Consider the following 22,002-nt stretch of genomic DNA (forward strand, 5'->3'; position numbering starts at 1 on the left):
TCGCCTGTCACCGCAGGTGGCGCTGGTGGGCGTCGAGGGCCGCGCACACCTCGGTCACACCCGCCGGTGGCAGCTGCACGACCGCCTCGTCGATGCCGAGTTCCGCGTAGTGCGCGAGCTTGCCCGCCTCGGGCCGCACGGCCGTCACCGCCACGTACAGATCGTCCGGATCCCGCCCCGCGTCCGCCCACACCTGCCGCAGCACGGGCAGCGCCTCGCGCAGGCCGCTGCCGCCGATCGGCATCCAGCCGTCGGCGTACTCCGCGATGTGCGCGAAGAGCCCGGGGCCCGCCGCGCCCCCGATGAGCGTGCGCGGCCCGAACAGCGGGCCCTTGCCGAGCCGCTTGCGGGGCGCGAGCAGCGGCTTCGGATACACCTCACTGGGCCGCACGCTCGCGAACTCGCCTTCATACTCGGTGGGTTGCTCCGCCCACAGCGCCCGCATGACCGCCATCCTGTCCCGGACGACGGCCCGTCTGCGCGGCCACTCCACGCCGTGGTCGGCGGCCTCCTCGCGGTTCCAGCCGTAGCCGATGCCGAGGGTGACGCGGCCGCCGGAGAGGTGGTCGAGCGTCGCGATCTGCTTGGCGAGGTCGATCGCGTCGTGCTGGGCGACCAGGGCGATGTTGGTGCCGAGCGTGATCCGCTCGGTGACGGCTGCGGCCTGCGCGAGGGCGACGAAGGGGCTGAGCATCCGGGCACACTCGGGCGGGAGTTCACCGCCCGGATAGGGGGTTTCGCGAGGCAGGGGGATGTGGGTGTGCTCGGGCAGATAGAGCCCGTCGAACCCCCGCCCCTCCAACTCTCCGGCCAGGCGTACGGGGCCGATCGTCCCGTCGGTCATGTAGAGCGTCGCGGAGATGCGCACGGTTTCCTCCGGGGAGGCGTGGGCGAGGCTTGCGGCGGTACCGCCGTGGAGCACTTCCTATCCCCAGAAACCCGGTTGGTCCATGGCCAAGGGCTGACTACCCTGACACATGTGACCAGACGTATGCGGAAGAAGCTGACGAATCGCCTCGTGTTCGCGGCGATGCTCGGCGACACGGGCGCGGTCAGATCCCTGCTCCGCTCCGGACGTCTCGACCCCGAACTGCCCGACGCCTGGGGCACCACCGCGCTCTACGCCGCGTCCGTGCACGGCGCCGCCGACACGGTCCGGGTCCTGCTGCGCGCGGGCGCGCGGCCCGATACCGAGAGCACCGGCCTGACCGACGGCACGCCGCTGTGCGGGGCCGCCGCGTGGGGCCATGCCGACACGGTCCGCGAACTGCTCGCGCACGGCGCCGACCCGAACCTCAGGGAGGACCACGGCACCGGGAGCACACCGCTGCGCTGGGCGCGGCAGGGGGCTTCCGGGCCGCATCCGGAGACGGAGGCGGTGCTGGTGGGGGCGGGGGCGGTGGAGACGGCCTAGCGGACGGGGAGCTTGTCCTTGAGTACGTAACCTCCCTCGGTCACCTCGGAACCGGCGGCCGGAGCCATGCACTTGGCCAGCATCGGCTCTCGCCCTCCTCGTTGCCCGCGTCGATCCCGACGCGGCTGGGCGCACCACTCTTCTTGCCGCCCTCCTTGCCGCCCTCCTTGCCGCCCTTCTTGTCGCCCTTCTTGTCGCCGACGTAGAAGCTGCCCCCCCACCACCGATCCTGATCGACTCCCCCTCCCCGCACGTCCGACGTCGGCCACACCGCCTCCGCCGCGCGGCACAGGCCCCGTCTAGGCTGCGTGGCATGACGACAGACAGCCAGCACCACGACACGTCGGGCGGCTCGCCCGTCACCTTCATCAATGTCTTCGAGATCGACGGCGTCGACCTCGACGAGTTCGTCTCCGGCTGGGAGAAGCGGGTCGACCTCATGCGGGCCAAGCCGGGGTTCGTCGACTCCCGTCTGCACAGGGCCCGTTCCACGGACACCCGCTTCCAGCTCGTCAACATCTCGCACTGGACGAGCGAGGCGCTGTACGAGGCGGCCATCGCCGACACCCAGTTCTCGACACGCACCCGGGCGGCACTCGACGAGGCCGGGCGAGCGGTGACGCCCAACCCCGGCCTGTACGACGTCGTCGCCGAGGTCATCGCGCCGTAGCAGGCCGCGCCCCGGGCACCGGGCACACCTCGGACACCGGGCGTAAGTCCGTCAATCTTCTTCCCTTGCCGCACAGTTCACGGCTGAATACCAGGGTTGCACGCACCACCCACGTCAGCACCGACACCCTGGGAGCCGCAGCATGTGCGAGGACCACCCGCAGCACGAGGGAACCGGCACGGGAACCAACGGGGGAGCCAGCAGAGGGCTGAACAGACGCGGACTGTTCGTGACGGGAGCCGCCGCCGCGCTTACGTTGAACGGCGTGAGCTTCGCCAGTGGCGCCGAGCGGCGCGCCCCGCAGCCGGGGCAGGACAGCGGCAAGGAAGCGGGCACCCGCGAGACGAGGACCGTCCGCGGGACCCTCCCCCCTGGGGCGCCCGACTTCGTCTATCTGCCCGTGGAGATCCCCGAAGGTGTCAGCGAACTCCGCGTCGCGTACACCTACACCAAGCCGCCGGTCCCCGCCGGCACGCAGGGCAACGCCCTGGACATCGGCGTCTTCGACGAGCGCGGCACCGAGCTCGGCGGCAAGGGCTTCCGCGGCTGGTCGGGCGGCGCCCGCACCGAGTTCTTCATCCGCGCCGACGAGGCAACGCCCGGCTACATCGCGGGCCGGGTCCGCGCGGGCACGTGGAACATCGCGCTCGGCCCGTACACGGTCGCCCCCGAGGGGCTGCCGTACGAGGTGACGATCACCCTCACGTACGGCGCGCCGGGGCGGACCCCGAAGCCGGTCTACCCGCCCGATCGCGCCAAGGGCCGCGGCCGCGCCTGGTACCGGGGCGACTGCCATCTGCACTCCGTGTACTCCGACGGGAAGCGCACCCTCGCCGAGATCGCCGCGGCCGCCCGCGCCGCGGGGCTCGACTTCATCAACTCCTCCGAGCACAACACGCACTCCGCGCACCCGCACTGGGCCGACCTCGCGGGCGACGACCTGCTGATCATGCTGGGCGAGGAGATCACCACCCGCAACGGCCACGTGGTCGCGCTCGGCACCGACCCCGGCACGTTCATCGACTGGCGCTACCGGGCTCGCGACAACCGGTTCGGCAGGTACGCGCGCAAGGTCCGCGACTCGGGCGGCCTCGTCGTGCCCGCCCATCCGCACGCCACCTGCGTCGGCTGCAACTGGAAGTTCGGCTTCGGCGAGGCCGACGCGGTCGAGGTGTGGAACGGCACGTACACCCCGGACGACGAGATCTCCCTCGCCGACTGGGACAGCATGCTCGTCGCCTCCGTACGCGGCGGAAAGCCGTGGATCCCCGCGATGGGCAACAGCGACGCGCACCGCGACCCCGACCCCGTCGGCAGCCCCCAGACCGTCGTCCTCGCCGACGACCTGACCCGCGACGCCATCCAGGACGGCATCCGCAAGGGCCGCTCCTACATCGCCGAGTCCAAGTCCGTGGAGCTCTCCTTCTCGGCCGCGGGCGGCCGGGGCAAGCACGCGGGCATCGGCGAGCGCCTCACCGTCGACCGCGACGCCCCCGTCACCGTCCGCCTGGACGTGAAGGGCGCCCCCGGCTGCACGCCCCGCTTCGTCACGGACCAGGGCGTCCTGCACACGGGCCCGGCGCTTCCCGCGTCCGGCGCGGGCACGCTGGAGTGGCGTACCACCGCGTCGTACGCGGCATACGTGCGCGCGGAGGTCCGCCACGCCCCCGCGGTGCCCGGCCTGCCCGGCGCCCTGTCGGCCTTCACGAACCCGATCTTCCTGGGCCGCGCCTGAGCCCTCGTCCCGCGGTCCTCGTCCTGCTCAGCGGATGTCCAGGACGGCCTTGCCCGGTACGCGGCGGCCCGCCAGTTCGGCGGCCGCGTGCGCCGCCCGCGTCCAGTCGGTGCGCAGGGCGACCTGCGGGTCGAGATCGCCCCTGGCGGTGAGCGCGGCGAGCCAGGTGAGGTCGGCGCCGAGGCCCACGGCATCGTCCAGCAGGTAGTAGGTGACGATCTGGCGGTTGTGGCGGCGGTCGTTTCCGAAGAGGGCTCCGAACGGGAACCGCTCGCCGTCACCGGATGAGTGGCCCGCGGCGACCAGCACGCCGTTCTCGGTCAGGGCGCCGTGCGCGGCGACCAGGTGGGCGCCGCCGACCAGTTCGACCGCGCCGTGCACCGGCTCCAGGTGCGCGAGCGCGGCCGGGTCGGTGACGACCTCGTGGGCACCGAGCGCGCGCAGTCCTTCCGCCTTCGCCGGGTCGCTGGTCAGCGCGGTGACGTGGGCGCCGCCGAGGGCCGCGAGCTGGAGGGCGAAGCGGCCGACGCCGCCGCCCGCGCCGGTCACCAGGACGCGCCGCCCCAGGATGGGGCCGATACGGCGCAGGGCGCGCAGGGCGGTGCCCGCCGCGACCGGCAGCGTACTGATGGGTCCGGGATCGGCGCCCTCGGGCACGGTGCCCATCATCCCGGTGTCGACGGCGCGGAGCTCGGCCCACGCGCCCTCGGCCCCCACGGTCACGACGGGGGTACCGGCCACGGGGCCGGTGCCGTCGGCGGCCGCCCTGACCACCACGCCCGCGGCGTCCCAGCCGGGCACCGTGCCCGCTTCGCCCTCGGGGACCACGTGGTGGACCTCGCCCGCGTTGAGGGAGAACGAGTGGACCTGGATCAGGGCCTGGTGGGCGGCGGGTTCGGGGTCGGCGACCTCGGTGAGCGCGAGGTGTCCCGGGGCTGAGTGGTCGATCGTCAGTGCCTTCATGACGACAGATAGTGCCACTGAGTGGCATTAGGCAACAAGGGGCAATCGCGATTGGTAGGCTCTGCCGGGTGAAGACGACCGCGAAGGAACTACCGGGGCGACCGGTCCGGCCGATCCCGCCGGAACTACCGCTGCGCGAGCGCAAGAAGCTGCGGACCCGGCAGGCCCTGGTCGACACAGCCCTCGAACTGTTCACCGCGCGGGACTTCACCGCCGTGACGCTGGACGAGATCGTCGACGCGGTGGAAGTCTCCAAGCGCACCTTCTTCCGCACGTTCACCTCGAAGGAAGACGTGGCCCTGGCCCCGGAGAAGGAACTCTGGGCCGCCTACCTCGCGGACATCGAGACGCGCCCCCTGGACGGCGAACACCTGCTCGGCGCCTACAAGGACGCGCTGTTCGCGGCGCTGGAGCAGACGGCGGACGGCTGGGAGCAGCGCTTCCTGGCCAGCCGCAGCCTCGCCGACCGGACCCCCGCGCTGAGCGCGCACAGCCTGCGCCACTGCTCGGAGGTCTCCGCGGAAGCCGTCCGGATCATGGCGGACCGCCTGGCCGAACGGTCCCCCGGCCGCACCGAACTCCGCCTGCTGCTCGACCTCATGCTCGCCGCGTGGCGCTGCGCCCTGGAGGCGTGGACCGCACCGGAGACCGCACGACAGGACCGCCCGGCACTCCTCCGCCACATGCGCGAGGCGTTCGCGGCGATTCCGGCGGTGGCGGCGCTGGCGGCGCGGGACGCCTGACGCCACCACCGCGCCGACCGGCGCCGCCAACTCCCTGCCACACCCCACCCGCCCCCTCTCAGCGTGATCTGCCGTCACCTGCCGGGAGCTGCCGACCGGGGCGCGACGAGACAGACAGCACGCTCATGGGGCCGTTCCGGAGCCCCCTGAAGATCCAGGTGCACCCAGACCGTCTTGCCCTCGTCACGGGGCCGCACGCCCGCCGGACACATCGCTGCCCGACCCGGCGATGTGCGATTGCTACTTGAGCTCTACGGAGCCGAAAATCCGGAAGCCCATCCGCAGTTGGAACAACTCGACCGGGACGCGCACAGGCGCGGCTGGCGGCTCAGCCCCAACCGGAGGACGTAGCGCAGCCGGGGGCAGCGAGGTCTGCTAAGTGGGGGCGGGCGGGTGGGAGAAGACATCTGCGGATCGGTGCCGGGGGCGGGCCGATCGGCCGGGACATCCGCAGTCCGGAAGGGCCTCGCCCGGTCGGCACGAACGGCGTCGGGAGACGTCATTCCCGTCGCGGACCGAGCAGCACCCGTCGGCGCTCAGCAGCCGGTGACGTCAGGATCCGCTGGGTGGGGGCGGGTGGGCGGGAGAAGACATCTGCGGATCGGTGCCGGGGGGGCGGGCCGATCGGCCGGGACATCCGCAGTCCGGAAGGGCTCGCCCGGTCGGCACGAACGGCGCCGGGAGACGTCATGCCCGTCGCGGGCCGGGTAGCGCCCGTCGGCGCTCAGCAGCCGGTGAGCCCGGGATCCGCTGGGTGGGGGCGGGCGGGTGGGAGGAGGCAGTAGCTAGACGGTGTCGGGGGGCGAGCCCTGTCGGGCCTCCATCGGCGCTCAGCAGCCGGTGACGCCAGGATCCGCTGGGTGGGGGCGGGCGGGTGGGAGAGGGCAGCGCCTGGGCGGGTGGGAGAGGGCAGCGCCTGGGCGGGCGGCGCCAGCCCACGTGGACGACACAGGCGGCGCCAGCCCCCCCCCCTCAGCCAGGCCACACGATCGACTGCAATTCGCTGTACGCGTGCAGCGCGTACGACCCGACGTCACGCCCCACCCCGCTCTTCTTGAAGCCCCCGAACGGCGCCTCCATGTTGCGCCCGATCGTGTTCACGCCAACGCCCCCGGCCCGAAGGCGCCGTGCCACCCGGAACGCGCGGGCCACGTCGCCGGAGAAGACGTAGTCGATGAGGCCGTAGTCGCTGTCGTTGGCGAGGGCGATCGCCGTCTCCTCGGCCGCCTCGGGGCCGTCCGCGTCGAAGGGCACGACGACCACCACCGGCCCGAAGATCTCCTCCTTGACCACCCGCATGTCGTTGGTGCAGTCGGCAAGGAGCGTCGGCGTGACGTAGAAACCCTTGTCGTACGGGGGACGTTCACCGCCCGCGACGACACGTGCGCCTTCCTTGCGCCCGAGTTCGACGTACGACTCGACGCGGTCGCGGTGCGCCGCCGAGATCACCGGGCCGACGATCGTCCCCTTCTCCCGCGGATCGCCGACCTTCAGATAGCCGATGTAGGCCGTCAGCTTCTCCAACAGGGGGTCGTAGACAGAGCGTTGGACAAGCACACGCGTCGGCGCCGTGCAGATCTGGCCGCTGTAGAAGGAGAACGTCGTGCCGATGCCCGCCGCCGCCGCGTCCAGATCGGCGTCGTCGAGGACGATCGCCGCGCCCTTGCCGCCCAGCTCCATCAACTGCCGCTTCAGATCGCGCCCGCACACCTCCCCGATGCGCTGCCCGACGGCCGTCGAACCGGTGAAGCTCACCATGTCGACGTCCGGGGAGTCCACGGCCGCCTCGCCGACGGCCACGTCCGTGCCGGAGACGACGTTCACGACACCGGGCGGCGCCCCCGCCTCCTCCAGCGCGGCCGCCATCCGGAACACGGAGAGCGGGTCCTGCGGCGCCGGTTTCACCACCACCGTGTTGCCCATGGCCAGCGCGGGCGCCACCTTGCCCGCGGGGTTCGCCCAGGGATTGTTGTACGAGGTGATGCAGGTGACGACGCCGACGGGCTGCCGCACGGCGACCGCGCCCATGACGCCCGCCTTCCCCATCGGCCCCGCCTCGTTGATCTGCGGCGCCAACGCCTCCTCGACCGGTTCCAGCGCCCCCTTCGCGTACCGCTGGAAGCGCGCCACCGCGACCGCGACCTGCATGCCGTGTGCCGTGCCGGTCGTCGCGCCCGTCTCCGCCTGCGCCAGTCCGGCGAGCGCCGCGGTGTCGCGCCGCAGGATCGACGCCGTGCGGGACAGTACCCCGGCCCGCTCCTCCGGCGTCGTGCGGGACCAGCTCGCGAACGCCGCACGGGCCGCTGACGCCGCCGCGTGCACCTGCGCGCGGCTCGCCTCGGGCGCGAGCCCCACGACGTCCTCGGTCGCCGGGTCGATCACCTCGTAGTGCCCGCCGTCGGGCTCGACCCACTCGCCGCCGATGAACAGCCGCTCCGTACGCGTCATTTGGTGCTCACCGTCTTCGTGTCGCGGCCCGAGCGCAGGATCTTCCCCGGTACGGCCCCGGTCACCACGTCCTCGCGGATCGCCTCGACGCCGTTGACCCAGACCGCGTTGACGCCGATCGCCTTGGAGTCCAGGCGCGGACTGTCGCCCGGCAGGTCGTGGACGAGCGTCGCCTTGCCCGCGTCGATCCGCTCCGGATCGAAGAGGACCAGGTCGGCGTGGTACCCCTCGGCGATCCTGCCCCGCTCGCGCAGCCCGAAGAGCCGGGCGGGGTCGTCCGTCAGCATCTTCACGGCCTGTTCGAGACCGACCAGCTTGCGGCCGCGCAGACAGTCGCCGATGAAGCGCGTCGTGTACGGGGCGCCGCACATGCGGTCCAGGTGTGCGCCCGCGTCCGAGCCGCCCAGCATGACGTCCTCGTGCTGCCAGGTCTCCGCGCGCAGCATCCACGATTCGGGGTCGTTGTCGGTGGGCATCGGCCACAGGACGGTGCGCAGTTCGTCGGCCGCGCAGATCTCCACCAGGCACGCGAAGGGCTCCTGCCCCCGCTCGGCCGCGATGTCGGCGACCACGCGCCCGGTGAGGCCCTCGTTCGCCTCGGAGTACGTGTCCCCGATGACGTACCGCGCGAAGTCGGTGAGCCGCCGGAAGACGCCCGCCTCCTTGCTGGCCGCGTGCCGCAGCATCTCCGCCCGTACGTCGGGTTCGCGCAGCTTCGCGATCCGCTCGGGCACCGGCAGGCCCAGGATCTCGCCCCATCCGGGGATGAGGTTCAGGGCGCAGAACGTGCCGAGCGACATGTTCATCGGCGTGAGGATCGGCATGGTCAGCGCGACGATGCGGCCGCCCGCCTTGCGGGCCCGCTCACTGGCCACGAGCTGACGCGGCACGCGCTCGGGTACGGCCGAGTCGATGGTCAGCACGTTCCAGTTCAGCGGCCGCCCGGCCGCCGCGCTCATCTCCACGAACAGGTCGATCTCGTCGTCGCTGAACTGGTCGAGACATCCCGCCACGATCGCTTCGAGCTGTGTCCCCTCGTGCTCGGCGACGGCCCTGCTGAGCGCGAGCAGCTCGGCGGGCTGCGCGTGCCGGGACGCCACGGGCTGCCCGTCGCCGTCCGAGTGCGTGGAGGACTGCGTGGTGGAGAGCCCCCAGGCCCCGGCGTCCATCGCCTCGTGGAAGAGGTTCAGCATCTCCTCCAGCTGCCCCGGGGTGGGCTGCCCACCGACCGCGTCCGCCCCCATGACGTACCTGCGCAGCGCGCAATGCCCCACCATGAAGCCCGCGTTGACGGCGACGCGCCCCTCCAGGGCGTCCAGATACTCCCCGAACGAACTCCACGACCAGGGCGCCCCCTCTTCGAGCGCCACCAGCGACATGCCCTCGACCTTGGACATCATCCGCCGCGTGTAGTCGGCGTCGCCGGGCCGGTCCGGATGGAGCGGCGCGAGCGTGAACCCACAGTTGCCGCCCGCCACGGTGGTCACCCCGTGATTCAGGGACGGCGTCGCGTACGGATCCCAGAACAACTGCGCGTCGTAGTGCGTATGCGGATCCACGAACCCCGGCGCGAGGACTCGCCCCTGGGCGTCCTCACTGGTCCGCGCCTCCTCGGCGACGGTCCCTTGCTCCGCGACGACGGCGATCCGCCCGTCCCGTATCCCGACGTCGGCGACGCGCGCGGGGGCACCGGTCCCGTCGACGACGGTCGCGCCTTTGATGAGGTGGTCGAGCATGACGAGGAGGTCCCCTTTCGGAGTGGGATGTGCGGCCCGCCCGGCGTTCGGGGACGGGCCCGGGTGAGCAAATTCCAGCCCGTCCGGGGTTCGACGACGGGCCCGGGCGAGCGAATTCCAGAGCCCGCCCGGCGTTCCGGGACGGCCCCGGGCGAGCGAATTCCAGCCCGTCCGAAGTTCGACGACGGGCCCGGGCGAGCGAATTCCAGAGCCCGTCCGGCGTTCGACGACGGGCCCGGGCGAGCGAATTCCAGAGCCCGTCCGGCGTTCCGGGACGGGCCCAGGCGAGCGAATTCCAGCCCGTCCGGCGTTTGAGGACGAGCCCGAAGGGCGATGGACGGGGGTCCGGGGGCGGGCCCCCGCGACACCAGCCACGTGGGACCCGCCCCCGTCCGGTAGGACCCCGGCCTCCGTCCGGGAGGGGAAGCCGGGGCAGCTCCGAGAGGCTCAGGCCCCCGCGGCCTGCCGGAAGCGCGACGTCCGGTGAACCGGATCCGTGTCGATCTTCGGGATCACATGCTCACCGATGAGCTTGATCGTGTTCTTCGTGTCCTCGGGCGAGATCCCGATCGGAAGCCCGAAGCTCAGCTGGTCCGCCCCGGCCTGCTCCCACCGCTTGCACTGCGTGAGCACCTCGTCCGGGTCGCCGCAGATCATCAGCTCCTCGGCGATGAGCAGCTCGATGATCTCCTCGCTGTACTCGGGGAGCAGCTCGGGCCACTCGGGGATGCCCTCGGGGCGCGGGAAGGTGTCGTGGTAGCGGAAGAGCAGCGACTGGAGGTAGTTGAGCCCACCGCTGACCGCGATCTCGACCGCCTTCTTGTGCGTCTCGGCGCAGATCGCCGTGGACGTCACCATGACGTTGTCGTTGACGAAGTCGCCGATCGGCTCGGCGTCCTTGACCGCCGACTTGTAGGACTCGACCACCCACTCCATGTCGGAGACCTTCTGCACGCTGAAGCCGAGGACACCGAGCCCCTTCTTGCCCGCCATGGCGTACGACGACGGTGACCCCGCCGCGTACCACATCGCCGGGTGCGACGTCCCGTACGGCTTGGGCAGGATCTTGCGCGGCGGCAGGGACCAGTGCTTGCCCTGGAAGCCGACGTACTCGTCCTGGAGCCACATCTTGGGGAACTCGGAGATCGTCTCTTCCCATATCTCCTTGGTGTGGTTCATGTCCGTGATGCCCGGCATGAAGCCGAGGATCTCGTGCGAACCCGCGCCGCGCCCCGAGCCGAACTCGAAGCGCCCCTCGGAGAGGTGGTCGAGCATGGCGACCTTCTCGGCGACCTTCACCGGGTGGTTGACGGGCGCGAGCGGGTTGAAGATGCCCGATCCCAGGTGGATGCGGTCGGTCGCGTGCGCGAGGTAGCCGAGGAAGACGTCATTGGCGGAGAGGTGCGAGTACTCCTCCAGGAAGTGGTGCTCGGACGCCCAGGCGTACTTGAAGCCGGACTTGTCCGCCTGGATGACGTACTCGGTCTCCTCTATCAGCGCCTTGTGCTCCGCTTCGGGGTCGACCTGGGCCCGCTTGGCGGGCACGTATCCCTGTACAAAGAGACCGAATTCCAAGGAGGTTCACCGTCCTCGTGAGTTTCTGACGCATCGTCAGATCTTGATGGGTCGACTGTTCCACCGGCCGCGAGGACCGTCAATACCCGCGGGCCCGCATACTGACGTCCCGTCAGATAATGCTGACCCCCGCCAGCCAGCCGCCGTCGATGACGAACGGCTGGCCCGTGATGTACGCCGAGTCGTCGCCGGTCAGGAAGAGCGCGAGCGCGGCCACCTCCGCCGGCTTCCCGATCCGTCCCAGCGGCACGAGCTTCTTGTAGAGCTCGGCCACGGCCGCGCCCGCCTCCTCGGGGTCGGCGGCCGGGTCCAGCTGCGCGGGGTTCGTCATCGGGGTGTCGACCGCGCCCGGACAGACCGCGTTGACGCGGATGTTCCTGGCCGCCAGCTCCATCGCGGCGACGCGGGTGAGGCCGAGGATCGCGTGCTTGGTCGCGGCGTACGCGCCGACGTACGCCATGCCCGTCATCGCCGTGTACGACGCGGTGTTCACGATCGTGCCGCCGCCCGCCGCGCCGATCTCGGGCGCGACGGTGCGGATCCCCAGGAAGCAGCCGACCTGATTGACCTGGATCACCTGCTGGAACTCTTCGAGCGGGGTGCTGACCAATTCGTTGAAGCGCAGGATCCCGGCGTTGTTCACCAGTCCGTCGATCTTCCCGAAGGCGTCCTTGGTGGCGGCGACGGCGGCCTGCCAGTCCGCCTCGCTGCTCACGTCCAGGTGCACGAACTTGGCGGTGTCCTCCCCCAACTCCTTGGCCAGCGCCTCGCCCTGGTCGTCGAGCACATCCGCGATGACGACACGCGCCCCTTCGGCGGCGAAGAGGCGCGCCTCCTGCTCGCCCTGCCCGCGCGCCGCGCCCGTCACGATCGCGACGCGGCCGTCCAGCTTGCCCGTGCCGTTGCCCATGGGTCACTCCCTAGTCGTTGAGGTGCGGAGCCACGTCCGCGGCGAACGCCGCCATCTGATCGGTGAGTTCGGTACGGCTCCGACTGCGGAAGCGCACCTGGATCTGGTCCACGCCCATCGCGCCGTACTCCCTGAGCGACTCCGCGAGGGCCTCCGGCTTCCCGGTGAGCGTCCTGTGCCCCACATGCCAGGAGGGCTCTCCTATGTGCAGCGCCTCCGTGATCGCGCCGACCGTGATCGGCTCCTCGATCCCCGCCTCCCGCCGCAGCCGCTTGAGCTTCGCGATCTGCGCGGGCAGCTTGTCCCTCGGGTCGCCCTGCGGCAGCCAGCCGTCGGCGCGGGTGGCCGCGCGGCGTACGGCGGCGGGCGAGGAGCCGCCGACCCAGAGCGGAACGTGGGGCTGCGCCGGGCGTGGACGCTGCCCCAGCCCCTCGAACTCGAAGCGCTCACCGTGATGTTCGGGGTACTCCTCCGGCCCGAGCGCCGCCTTCAACGCGTCGATCGTCTCGTCGAGGACCGGCCCGCGCCGGTCGAAGTCGACGCCGAGCACCTCGAACTCCTCCCGCACGTGCCCCGCTCCCACCCCGAGGATCAGCCGGCCACCACTGAGGTGGTCGAGCGTCGCGTACTGCTTCGCGGAGAGGAGGGGGTGACGCAGTCCCACGATGGCCACGTGGCTCATCAGGCGGACGTTCTCGGTGATGGCGGCGAGGAAGGACAGGGTGGAGACGGGGTCGTACCAGATGGTGCTCATGGCTTCGGCGAGGTGCCGGGGGATGCCGACGTGGTCGCAGCCCGCGAGGTAGTCGAAGCCGGTGCGGTCGGCGGTGCGGGCGATTTCCGCGAGGTCGTCGGGGGTGGCGGTGGCCTCCCAGGACTCGACGTAGAGCGAACTCTGGGACTGGACCGGGAGCTGCATCCCGTACACCAGCCGCCCCTGCGGAATGTCCTGTGCCTCGGCACTCATGGGGAACCCCACTCCTCACCGTGATCTGACGGTACGTCATATACGCCGACGGACACATCGTGATAGCTGACGGTGCGTCAGGCAAGGGGTTGGGCTGTGGGGCGTCTTGGGTGCGGGTCGTCTTGGGTGCGGGTCGCCTTGGGTTCGTCGGGGGGCGGGGCCGCGGGGGTATGTGCGTACTCGCCGTCCCAGATGACCGCCAACGGACTTGCTTCCCTGCCCCCGTCACTTATGTGCTCCGTGCGCACATACCCCCACGTCCCCTCGCGCGCGCTCGCGACCGTCCCCCGGTGGGGGTTCCCGGCCCCCAACGGGCCGCAGTCGCCGTTCGACCGGAGGGGACGTGGCGGTATGTCCGCCCGGAGCACATGTGGCTACGGGGAGAGGTGCCCGGAGTGTGGCGGCCATCTGGGACGGCGAGGACGGACATACCGCCGCGGCCCCGCCCCACGACCGAACCAGAGGCGCGACCCCAGCCCCTACGGAGCCGCACCGGACCACCGGGGGGGACCCCTTCAGGGGCGCGGGGAACTGCGCAAAAACCCCCGTGTGCCACCGCACCGAACGCGAGGCACCGGCACACAGACCTACACAGCCCCCTCCCAAAGCCCCTCCGACGTAAGCCCAAGAAGATCAATCGCGTTACGGCGAACGATGCGATCCACCACATCCGCCGCCAAGTGCCCCATCTGCGACTCCCCCACCTCCCGCGACTTGGGCCACGTCGAATCGGAGTGCGGATAGTCCGTTTCGTAGAGGACATTGCCGACCCCGATGGAGTCGAGGTTCTTCAAGCCGAACGCGTCGTCGAAGAAGCACCCGAAGACATGGTCGGCGAAGAGCTCCGACGGAGGTCGGAGAACCTTCTCCGCCACCCCGCCCCAGCCCCGGTTCTCCTCCCAGACCACATCCGCCCGCTCCAGGATGTACGGGATCCACCCGATCTGCCCCTCCGCGTACATGATCTTCAGATTCGGGAAGCGCTCGAACTTGCCGCTCATCAGCCAGTCCACCATCGAGAAGCAGCAGTTGGCGAAGGTGATGGTGGAGCCGACCGCGGGCGGCGCGTCCGGTGACGTCGACGGCATCTTGCTGGAGGAGCCGATGTGCATGGCGATGACCGTGCCGGTCTCGTCGCAGGCCCGCAGGAAGGGGTCCCATTCGTCCGTGTGGATCGAGGGGAGCCCGAGGTGCGGCGGGATTTCGGAGAAGGCGACCGCCCGCACGCCCCGCGCGGCATTGCGCCGGACCTCCGCCGCGGCCAGCTCCGCGTCCCAGAGGGGGATGAGGGTGAGCGGTATGAGACGCCCGCCCGCCTCGGGCCCGCACCACTCGTCCACCATCCAGTCGTTGTACGCCCGCACACCGAGCAGCCCGAGCTCACGGTCCTTCGCCTCGGTGAAGGTCTGTCCGCAAAAGCGCGGAAAGGTGGGGAAGCAGAGGGCGGACTGGACGTGATTGACGTCCATGTCGGCGAGGCGGTCGGGCACGCTGAACGATCCCGGCCGCATCTGCTCGTACGTGATGACCTCCAGCTTGATCTCGTCCCTGTCGTACCCGACAGCCGTGTCGAGGCGGGTGAGCGGACGGTGCAGGTCCTCGTACACCCACCAGTCCCCGATGGGGCCTTCGTCCCCCTTCGCCCCCATCACGGGGGCGAACTTGCCTCCGAGGAAGCTCATCTCCTTGAGGGGCGCGCGGACGATCCGGGGGCCGCTGTCCTGGTACTTCGACGGGAGCCGGTCCCGCCAGACGTGTGGGGGTTCGACCGTGTGGTCGTCCACCGAGATGATCTTCGGGAAGGTCTCCATGGTCTCCATGTCGTCCACGGTAGCGCCGATCTGACGGTCCGTCAGTAAGTCGTACGGTGACGGATCGCCCGCCCCGGGGGCGCGGCGCGATGCGGAACCTGGTGCGAGGACCCTGTGAGAGCCGTCTCCCACGGCTGACGCATCCGCCATGAACAAGGCAAACTGGCGGGGAGCAGGAACCGACGCAGGACCGAGGCACGACCGACCGGTGCTTCAGTGCGGTCGGGGCAGCACCGCGACCGGCAGGATTGGGAACCGCAGGGCGGCAGGGGGAGCGATGGTCGATGTACCGCGAGTACCGGAGCAGTGGCGTCCGGCCTCGGGGAACACCCCCGAGGAGCGGACCGAGGGGGAGTTTCCCGAGGTCCAGGCGTCGCGCTTCAGCGTGCTCGGACCGGTGCGCGCGTGGCACGGCACGGAACAGCTCAACACGGGGTCCCCGATGCAGCGGGCCCTCCTCGCGGCCCTCCTCCTGCGGGACGGCCGCACGGCGACGGCCTCCGAGCTGATCGACGCCCTCTGGGGCGACGAGCCGCCTTCGCAGGCACTGGCGGCGGTACGGACGTACGCGTCCCGGCTGCGCAAGGTGCTGCCCCCGGGCGTCCTGCTCAGCGAGTCGGGCGGGTACGCGGTCCGGGTGACGGAGGGCGCCCTGGACCTGACCGCGGCGGAGGACCTGTGGGCCGCGGCCGAGAAGGCCCGTGGCGTCGGCGACCTCTGCCAGGCGCGTTCGCTGGTCAACAAGGCGCTCGGCCTGTGGGACGGCGAGCCGCTGGCCAACGTCCCCGGCCCCTACGCGGAGACCCAGCGCACCCGCCTGGAGGAGTGGCGGCTCCAGATCGTGGAGTCCCGCCTCGACATGGATCTGGAACAGGGCTGCCACGCGGAGGCGGTCTCGGAACTGACCGCCCTGACCGCCGCGCACCCCCTGCGGGAGCGGCTGCGGGAACTGCTCATGCTCGCCCTCTACCGCAGCGGTCGCCAGGCCGAGGCCCTCGCCGTGTACGCCGACACGCGGCGCCTGCTCGCGGACGAGCTCGGCGTGGACCCGCGCACCGGACTCAAGGAACTCCAGCAGCGCATCCTGCAGGCGGACCCGGCCCTCTCGGAGCCCTCCGCGGGCGACCCCGAACCGGCGACGACGGTCGTACGCCCCGCGCAACTGCCCGCGACGGTGCCGGACTTCACGGGCCGCAAGTCCTTCGTGGACGAGCTCAGCGACATCCTCTCCACGGCCGAGGGACGCGTCATGGCGGTCTCCGCCCTGGCGGGCATCGGCGGCGTGGGCAAGACGACGCTCGCCGTGCACGTGGCGCACGTCGCCCGCACGCACTTCCCCGACGGCCAGCTGTACGTGGACCTCCAGGGCGCGGGCGCGCGGGCGGCCGAGCCGGAGACCGTCCTCGGCGCCTTCCTGCGCGCCCTCGGCACGGCCGACTCGGCGATACCGGAATCCCTGGAGGAGCGCGCCGCGCTCTACCGCTCGGTCCTCGACGGCCGAAGGGTCCTGGTCCTCCTGGACAACGCGCGCGACGCGGCCCAGGTGAGGCCGCTGCTGCCCGGCATGGAGGGCTGCGCGGCGCTCGTCACGAGCCGGGTCCGCATGGTCGACCTGGCGGGCGCGCACCTCGTGGACCTCGACGTCATGTCCCCCGAGGAGGCCCTGCTCCTCTTCACCCGGATCGTCGGCGACGAGCGGGTCACCTCCGAGCGGGAAGCGGCCCTCGACGTGGTCGCGGCGTGCGGCTTCCTGCCGCTGGCCATCCGCATCGCGGCGTCGCGCCTGGCGGCCCGCCGCACCTGGACCGTCTCGACGCTCGCCGCGAAGCTCGCGGACGAGCGGCGGCGCCTGGACGAACTCCAGGCGGGTGACCTCGCGGTCAAGGCCACCTTCGAACTGGGCTACGGCCAGCTGGAGCCCGCGCAGGCCCGCGCGTTCCGCCTCCTCGGCCTGGCGGACGGCCCCGACCTCTCCCTGGCGGCGGCCGCGGCGGTCCTCGACCTGCCCCTGGAGGACACGGAGGACCTCCTGGAGGCCCTCGTGGACACCTCCCTGATCGAGTCCGCGGCACCGGGCCGCTACCGCTATCACGACCTCGTACGCCTCTACGCGCGTGCGTGCGCGGAACGCGACGAGCAGCCGCCGAGCGAGCGGGACGCGGCGATGTCGCGGCTCCTCGACTTCTATCTGGCTTCGGCGGCGCGGGTCTATGCGATCGAGCGGCCGGGGGACCGGACGGTGAGCCACCTGGAGGTCACCCACCACCTCGGGCTCGAATTCGACGACGCGGCCACGGCCTTCTCCTGGCTGCGCGCGGAAGCCGCCTGCATCCTCGCCTGCGTCCAGCAGTCCCTCGCGCCCAACAGCCTGCGGCGCGCGGTCGATCTGATCCTGGCGGCCAAGAACCTGGCCGAGTCGGGGGCGAGTTCGCACCGCTATGAGGCGGTGACCCGCGCGGCGCGCGACGTCGCGGCCGCCACGGGGGACGCGTACGCCGAGGGGCGGGCGCGCGTCAGTCTCGCCCAGGTGCTCAACAAGCTGGGGCGGTTCCACGACGCCTACGCCGAGCTGGAGCTCGCCGTCCAGCTCGCGCTGGAGTCCGGCGACCCGTGGACCCACGGGAACGCCCTCAACGAACAGGGCATCGTCAACAACTGCATCAACCAGCCGGCCGTCGGCGAGGGGCAGCTCCTCCAGGCGATCAGTGCCTTCCGCGCCGACGGGAACCGGCACAGCGAGGCGAGCGCCCTGTGCAACCTCTCCCGGGCGCTCCTCGCGATGGGGCGCACCAACAAGTCGATCGAGCTGGCCCAGCAGGGGATGGCCATCTACAGCGAGCTCGGGGTCACTTTCCGGCTCGCCAACGCCAAGTACGCCCTCGGGCTCGCGCTGAGCCAGGCCGGGCGCCACTCGGAGGCCCTCGACCAGCTGACGGACGCCCTGGAGATCTTCAGGGACAGTCGCCAGCGCCTGTGGCAGGGGACCACGCACTACCGCATCGCCCAGGTGTCGTTCTCCGACCGCCGCGTCACGCAGGCCGCGCAGCACGCCGAGCAAGCACTGAGCACCGGCTGCGTGGGCGGCGACTGGATGCGCGCCAACGTCCTGACGATCCTCGGCAGGGCCCTGCGAGCCCTCGGCCAGGTGGACCGCGCGCAGGCGTGCTGGAGCGAGGCACTGGCCATTCATGAGGCGGGTGGTGCTCCCGAAGCCGCTCAACTGCGGGAACTCCTCAAGCCGGTCGCGGCGGCCTGAGGCTTTGACGGGGATTCAGCGGAACATCCCAGCGGGCGTTCATCGAACGTTTATGGCGGACTGCCACTCTCATGGAGTCGATCCGTCGCGTCGGGGGGCAGACGGGTCGCACGGGCCCTACGGATAAAGTGAGCGGCCCAAACGCCCGTTCGGCGACCCTCGGGGGAGTTGCCGAGCGGGCGTATCCGCTATCTGGACCCCGTCAATTCCATAGGAGTTGTCACTCATGAGCGAGACCAAGAAGACGAGCGGGATCACGACCAAGGGCGAGGGCCACACGCCCGCGCCGCCCAAGGACGGCGGCGTCACCACGCAGGGCGAGGGCCACACGCCCGCCCCGCCCAAGGACGGCGGCGTCACCACGCAGGGCGAGGGCCACACGCCCGCCCCGCCCAAGGACTGACACAGACCTCATATCCCGACGGGGGCGATCGGCCGCGGCGGCGCGGAGGGGGAGCCGTCGCGGCCGACGCATGTCCGGGCCCGCCACGCGGCGGGGCACCATGGAATCGAACATTCAGGCGCCTCGTCACTAGGGTCACGTGACGTCAGATGTTCCGTCCCACCAGAGGAGTTGGAATGACTCGCGCCAAGAAGATCCTGGTCACCGTCGCCATCGCGGCGGCCGCCGCGGCGGGTGCCACCGCCCCGGCACTCGCCGACAGCCACACCCCGGCACCGCCGAGCGACGGTCACACGCCGTCCGCGCCGTTCGGTGACGGCCACACCCCCTCGGGTCCGCAGGACTGACCCGTAGCGATGGGGGCCGGGCTGCCGCTCGGGCCCCATCGCGCCGGGGCGGCCGCAGAGCCGGTGCCGCTTGGCTCAGAGCGCCTGCCAGGAGGCCAAGGACTCCTTCAGCGCCGCAACGAACCCCTCCCGCACCTCCTCACCCACCAGCTCAAGCGACAAGTACGGATTCAGATCCTCCAGCTCCACCAGCAACAGCCCACCCCCACGCACCCGGCACGCGTCCACCCGCTGGACCCCGTGGTCGATCGTGTTCCAGTCCACGAAGCGCTGGGCGAAGGCCAGGTCGTCGGGGGTCGCCGCATACCGCTCCAGGTGCCAGCGCCGCGCGGGGTCGGGGGCGTACAGCGCGTACTGGAAAGCGCGGTCGACGAAGTAGAACGACACCTCGTACGCGAAGTCGACGCGCGGCTGGATCAGGAGGTCCGAGGGGCCGGGGGCGAGTTCCGCGAGGTCCTGCCTCGACAGGAACTCCAGTCCTATCGAGTCCGCGCCCAGCTTCGGCTTGACCACGTACGTCTCCGACGCCGGAAGCCTGTCGACCTCCCCCGCGTCGTCGACCGTGGGGATGACCGGATACCCGGCGGCCGTCAGCTCCAGCAGATACTGCTTGCCGACCATGTCCGCCCGCCCGGTGAGCTGATTGCACACAAGCGCCCCGCACTTCGCCGCGCGCTCCCTGAAGTCGTCCCACACCGCCTGGTAGTTGATCACCGGACCGCTGTTGCGGACGAGCACCACGTCGAAGGCGCCCGTCTCCATCAGGGCCGCCGCGTCCAGCGGATGGCACAGGGCCACGTCGAAGTCCTCGCGCAGGCGGCCTGAGAGGTAGATGTCCTCGTCGCAGTAGCGGCGGCCCTTGGCCTGGTAGGTGAGGTCCGTGACGAAGAGGACGCGGGGCTGAGCAGGATCGTTGTGCATCGCCCCATCGTGGCAGCCGTGCGCGGTCAGATCTCGATCAGGCCGCGCAGGTCGATGTCCAGGGGGAACGGCACCTCGGTCGTGAGCTTGCCCAGGTGGGTCGGCTGCTCCGGGCTGGGGGCGTAGACCCCGGCCTCGTAGTGGTGCCAGAACTCGTGGACGACGGGGATGTCCTCCTCACCCCGCTCGACGCGCCAGTAGTAGGTGATGCCCGCCTCCGCGTACGTGCCCGGTTTGAGGAAGCGGTCCTCCTTGCGGGACCCAACGGCCGAGGCTGGGTCACGCTCGCCGACCCCGAGGGGAACGAGTTCTGCGTGGAGTGCGGAGCGGCCGAGCGCGCCGCCATCATCGCCGCCGAGCAGCGAGCCGCCGAGCAGGGGGCCGCCGAGCAGGGGGCCGCCGAGGCCACCGACGTAGCCGATGAAGCCGACGAAGCGGGCGCCAACGCCTAGCGCGCAGCGCCCCGCAGCTCCCCCTTGACCACCTTCCCGCTCGCGTTCCGAGGCAGCTCCGTCACGAACTCGACCGCCCTCGGTACCTTGTAGTTCGCCATCTCCCGCCGCGACCAGGCGATCAGGTCGTCCGCCGTGACGAGCGCGCCGGGGCGCCGCACCACGTACGCCTTGCCCACCTCGCCGAGCCGCGGGTCGGGCACGCCGATCACCGCGACGTCCGCCACCTCCGGGTGGACGCCGAGGAGTTGCTCTATCTCGGCCGGATAGGCGTTGAAGCCGCCGACGATGAACATGTCCTTGATCCGGTCGGTGATGCGCAGGTTGCCCGCCTCGTCGAGCACGCCCACGTCCCCGGTCCGCAGCCAGCCGTCCGGGGAGATCACGAGGGCGGTCTGCGCCGGGTCCTCGAAGTACTCCCGCATCACGTGGTGGCCGCGCACGAGGACCTCGCCGGGGTGGCCGGGCGGGAGCGTCTCGCCCGTGGGGGATACGACGCGGACCTCGGTCCCGGGGATCGCGCGGCCCGAGGTCGCCGCGATGACCTCGAGGGGGTCGCCCCTGCGGCACATCGTGACGATGCCGCTCGCCTCGGAAAGTCCGTACGCCGTCAGGACGGTGCCCACCCGCAGCTCGCTGCGCAGCCGTTCGACGAGCTGGAGCGGTACGACGGCGGCGCCCGTCACCACGAGCCGGAGCGCCGACAGGTCGTGCTGGTCGCGCGCCGGGTGGTCGAGGAGCGACTGGTGCAGGGTCGGGGGTCCCGGGAGTACGGAGATGCGCTCGGCGGCGACGTTGGCGAGGACCGTGTCCACGTTGAAGACGGGCTGCGGGACCATCGTCGCGCCGCGCGTCAGGCAGGCGATGATCCCGGCCTTGTAGCCGAAGGTGTGGAAGAACGGGTTCACGATCAGATAGCGGTCGCCCTCGCGCAGGCCCGCGAGTTCGGCCCACACGTCGTAGCAGCGCAGGGTCTGCGCGTGGGTGATGACGGCGCCCTTGGGACGCCCCGTGGTGCCCGAGGTGAAGATGATGTCCGAGGGCGCCGCCCCGCCGACCGAGTCCGCCCGCGCGCGGACCGCGTCGCCCGGCACCCGGTCGCCGCCGGTCAGGAACTCCTTCCAGGTGCGGAAGGACTCGGGGGCGTCGTCGGAGAGCACGACCACCTGCTCCAGGTGCGGGAGGCCGGGCAGCGGACCCTTGCCGGGGCCCTCCGCCGCCGCGCGGCGCAGGGACGCGACGTAGGACGTACCGAGGAAGGTGCCCGTGATGAAGAGGAGTTTGGCGCGGCTGCGGTCCAGGACGTAGGCCGCCTCCGCGCCCTTGAAGCGGGTGTTGAGCGGGACGAGGACCGCGCCCGCCGAGACCGCGCCGAGGGCGGAGACGATCCAGTCGAGGGTGTTGGGGGCCCAGACGGCGACGCGGTCGCCCGGTTCGACTCCTTCGGCCATGCACGCGGCGGCGGCCCGCTCCACGCGCTCGCCCAGTTCCCGGTACGAGAGTCGGGTGCGGCCCTCGACGACCGCTTCCCGGTCGCCGTACCGCGCGGCGGCCGCCCGCACCAGTGCCGGGATGCTGTCCCATTCCAGGTCGCCGCGCATCGCAAGCCCTCCCACATCAGTAGCTGACTATCCGTCAGATTAGCTGTAGC

18 protein-coding genes are annotated in these 22,002 nt (G+C 71.4%); 8 read left to right on the forward strand and 10 right to left on the reverse strand.

Annotated features, from left to right (window positions below; translation table 11 throughout):
• Nucleotides 1–7 precede the first annotated feature (7 nt).
• Complete coding sequence (locus tag KY5_RS17690) at nt 8–868, reverse strand: TIGR03619 family F420-dependent LLM class oxidoreductase (protein WP_098247320.1); 861 nt, start codon at nt 866–868, stop codon at nt 8–10.
• A gap of 111 nt (nt 869–979) precedes the next feature.
• On the opposite strand from KY5_RS17690, the gene KY5_RS17695 reads away from it, so the two are divergent.
• The 3 genes from KY5_RS17695 (at nt 980) to KY5_RS17705 (ending at nt 3,819) form a co-directional block, all read left to right on the forward strand.
• Nucleotides 980–1,414 carry an ankyrin repeat domain-containing protein gene (locus KY5_RS17695; protein ID WP_098243164.1) on the forward strand — a complete coding sequence of 145 codons (435 nt, stop codon included), beginning with the start codon at nt 980–982 and terminating at the stop codon, nt 1,412–1,414.
• Nucleotides 1,415–1,727: 313 nt separating this feature from the next.
• Nucleotides 1,728–2,084: an antibiotic biosynthesis monooxygenase family protein gene (locus KY5_RS17700; RefSeq protein WP_098243165.1), complete on the forward strand. Its 357-nt coding sequence runs from the start codon at nt 1,728–1,730 to the stop codon at nt 2,082–2,084.
• Between the two features lie 142 nt (nt 2,085–2,226).
• Nucleotides 2,227–3,819 (forward strand): CehA/McbA family metallohydrolase, encoded by a 1,593-nt coding sequence (locus tag KY5_RS17705; protein ID WP_199843124.1) that lies wholly within the window; start codon nt 2,227–2,229, stop codon nt 3,817–3,819.
• A gap of 27 nt (nt 3,820–3,846) precedes the next feature.
• Here KY5_RS17705 and KY5_RS17710 read toward each other — a convergent pair whose 3' ends face one another.
• On the reverse strand, nt 3,847–4,782 hold the full coding sequence (locus tag KY5_RS17710) for a zinc-binding dehydrogenase (RefSeq protein WP_098243166.1): 936 nt from the start codon (nt 4,780–4,782) through the stop codon (nt 3,847–3,849).
• Between the two features lie 68 nt (nt 4,783–4,850).
• Here KY5_RS17710 and KY5_RS17715 point away from each other — a divergent pair, with 68 nt between their 5' ends.
• Complete coding sequence (locus tag KY5_RS17715; RefSeq protein WP_234362773.1) at nt 4,851–5,525, forward strand: TetR/AcrR family transcriptional regulator; 675 nt, start codon at nt 4,851–4,853, stop codon at nt 5,523–5,525.
• 972 nt (nt 5,526–6,497) lie between these two features.
• Here KY5_RS17715 and KY5_RS17720 read toward each other — a convergent pair.
• The 6 genes from KY5_RS17720 to KY5_RS17745 all read right to left on the reverse strand — a co-directional run bounded on the left by KY5_RS17720 (nt 6,498) and on the right by KY5_RS17745 (nt 14,972).
• On the reverse strand, nt 6,498–7,973 hold the full coding sequence (locus tag KY5_RS17720) for an aldehyde dehydrogenase family protein (protein WP_098243167.1): 1,476 nt from the start codon (nt 7,971–7,973) through the stop codon (nt 6,498–6,500).
• Complete coding sequence (locus KY5_RS17725; RefSeq protein ID WP_098243168.1) at nt 7,970–9,709, reverse strand: N-acyl-D-amino-acid deacylase family protein; 1,740 nt, start codon at nt 9,707–9,709, stop codon at nt 7,970–7,972. The genes KY5_RS17720 and KY5_RS17725 overlap by 4 nt, the downstream gene beginning before the upstream one ends.
• 447 nt (nt 9,710–10,156) lie before the next feature.
• Nucleotides 10,157–11,284, reverse strand: coding sequence for an LLM class flavin-dependent oxidoreductase (locus tag KY5_RS17730; protein WP_098243169.1), 1,128 nt, complete (start codon nt 11,282–11,284; stop codon nt 10,157–10,159).
• Between the two features lie 112 nt (nt 11,285–11,396).
• Entirely contained in the window at nt 11,397–12,194 is a 798-nt protein-coding gene (locus KY5_RS17735; protein ID WP_098243170.1) for an SDR family NAD(P)-dependent oxidoreductase, read from the reverse strand.
• A 10-nt stretch (nt 12,195–12,204) separates the two neighbouring features.
• Nucleotides 12,205–13,161, reverse strand: a complete 957-nt coding sequence (locus KY5_RS17740) for a TIGR03619 family F420-dependent LLM class oxidoreductase (protein ID WP_098243171.1) — start codon at nt 13,159–13,161, stop codon at nt 12,205–12,207.
• Nucleotides 13,162–13,748: 587 nt separating this feature from the next.
• A complete protein-coding gene (locus tag KY5_RS17745; protein WP_098247323.1) occupies nt 13,749–14,972 on the reverse strand; it encodes an amidohydrolase family protein in 1,224 nt (407 codons plus the stop codon).
• Between the two features lie 277 nt (nt 14,973–15,249).
• Here KY5_RS17745 and KY5_RS17750 point away from each other — a divergent pair, with 277 nt between their 5' ends.
• The 3 genes from KY5_RS17750 to KY5_RS42200 all read left to right on the forward strand — a co-directional run bounded on the left by KY5_RS17750 (nt 15,250) and on the right by KY5_RS42200 (nt 18,978).
• Complete coding sequence (locus tag KY5_RS17750; RefSeq protein WP_098243172.1) at nt 15,250–18,228, forward strand: AfsR/SARP family transcriptional regulator; 2,979 nt, start codon at nt 15,250–15,252, stop codon at nt 18,226–18,228.
• 226 nt (nt 18,229–18,454) lie between these two features.
• A complete protein-coding gene (locus KY5_RS17755; RefSeq protein WP_098243173.1) occupies nt 18,455–18,631 on the forward strand; it encodes a sigma-like protein in 177 nt (58 codons plus the stop codon).
• Nucleotides 18,632–18,807: 176 nt separating this feature from the next.
• Nucleotides 18,808–18,978, forward strand: a complete 171-nt coding sequence (locus KY5_RS42200) for a hypothetical protein (protein ID WP_199843126.1) — start codon at nt 18,808–18,810, stop codon at nt 18,976–18,978.
• A 75-nt stretch (nt 18,979–19,053) separates the two neighbouring features.
• Here KY5_RS42200 and KY5_RS17760 read toward each other — a convergent pair whose 3' ends face one another.
• Nucleotides 19,054–19,899 (reverse strand): hypothetical protein, encoded by an 846-nt coding sequence (locus KY5_RS17760; RefSeq protein ID WP_098243174.1) that lies wholly within the window; start codon nt 19,897–19,899, stop codon nt 19,054–19,056.
• A gap of 155 nt (nt 19,900–20,054) precedes the next feature.
• On the opposite strand from KY5_RS17760, the gene KY5_RS17765 reads away from it, so the two are divergent.
• The gene (locus tag KY5_RS17765) at nt 20,055–20,351 is read left to right on the forward strand and encodes a hypothetical protein (RefSeq protein WP_159072548.1); all 297 of its coding nucleotides are present in this window, start codon (nt 20,055–20,057) and stop codon (nt 20,349–20,351) included.
• On the opposite strand, the gene KY5_RS17770 is transcribed toward KY5_RS17765, so the two are convergent.
• Nucleotides 20,348–21,952 (reverse strand): FadD3 family acyl-CoA ligase, encoded by a 1,605-nt coding sequence (locus KY5_RS17770; RefSeq protein ID WP_098243176.1) that lies wholly within the window; start codon nt 21,950–21,952, stop codon nt 20,348–20,350. The two genes, KY5_RS17765 and KY5_RS17770, sit on opposite strands and share 4 nt — an antisense overlap.
• Between the last annotated feature and the right edge of the window lie 50 nt (nt 21,953–22,002).

Origin of the sequence: Streptomyces formicae, from assembly GCF_002556545.1 — a bacterium.
GTDB lineage: Bacteria > Actinomycetota > Actinomycetes > Streptomycetales > Streptomycetaceae > Streptomyces > Streptomyces formicae_A.

Coding starts and splice junctions, on each gene's coding strand:
- KY5_RS17700 (WP_098243165.1), top strand. CDS start 1,728: ATGACGACAGACAGCCAGCACCACGACACGTCGGGCGGCTCGCCCGTC.
- KY5_RS17705 (WP_199843124.1), top strand. CDS start 2,227: ATGTGCGAGGACCACCCGCAGCACGAGGGAACCGGCACGGGAACCAAC.
- KY5_RS17710 (WP_098243166.1), bottom strand. CDS start 4,782: ATGAAGGCACTGACGATCGACCACTCAGCCCCGGGACACCTCGCGCTC.
- KY5_RS17720 (WP_098243167.1), bottom strand. CDS start 7,973: ATGACGCGTACGGAGCGGCTGTTCATCGGCGGCGAGTGGGTCGAGCCC.
- KY5_RS17725 (WP_098243168.1), bottom strand. CDS start 9,709: ATGCTCGACCACCTCATCAAAGGCGCGACCGTCGTCGACGGGACCGGT.
- KY5_RS17735 (WP_098243170.1), bottom strand. CDS start 12,194: ATGGGCAACGGCACGGGCAAGCTGGACGGCCGCGTCGCGATCGTGACG.
- KY5_RS17740 (WP_098243171.1), bottom strand. CDS start 13,161: ATGAGTGCCGAGGCACAGGACATTCCGCAGGGGCGGCTGGTGTACGGG.
- KY5_RS17745 (WP_098247323.1), bottom strand. CDS start 14,972: ATGGAGACCTTCCCGAAGATCATCTCGGTGGACGACCACACGGTCGAA.
- KY5_RS17750 (WP_098243172.1), top strand. CDS start 15,250: ATGGTCGATGTACCGCGAGTACCGGAGCAGTGGCGTCCGGCCTCGGGG.
- KY5_RS17755 (WP_098243173.1), top strand. CDS start 18,455: ATGAGCGAGACCAAGAAGACGAGCGGGATCACGACCAAGGGCGAGGGC.
- KY5_RS42200 (WP_199843126.1), top strand. CDS start 18,808: ATGACTCGCGCCAAGAAGATCCTGGTCACCGTCGCCATCGCGGCGGCC.
- KY5_RS17760 (WP_098243174.1), bottom strand. CDS start 19,899: ATGCACAACGATCCTGCTCAGCCCCGCGTCCTCTTCGTCACGGACCTC.
- KY5_RS17770 (WP_098243176.1), bottom strand. CDS start 21,952: ATGCGCGGCGACCTGGAATGGGACAGCATCCCGGCACTGGTGCGGGCG.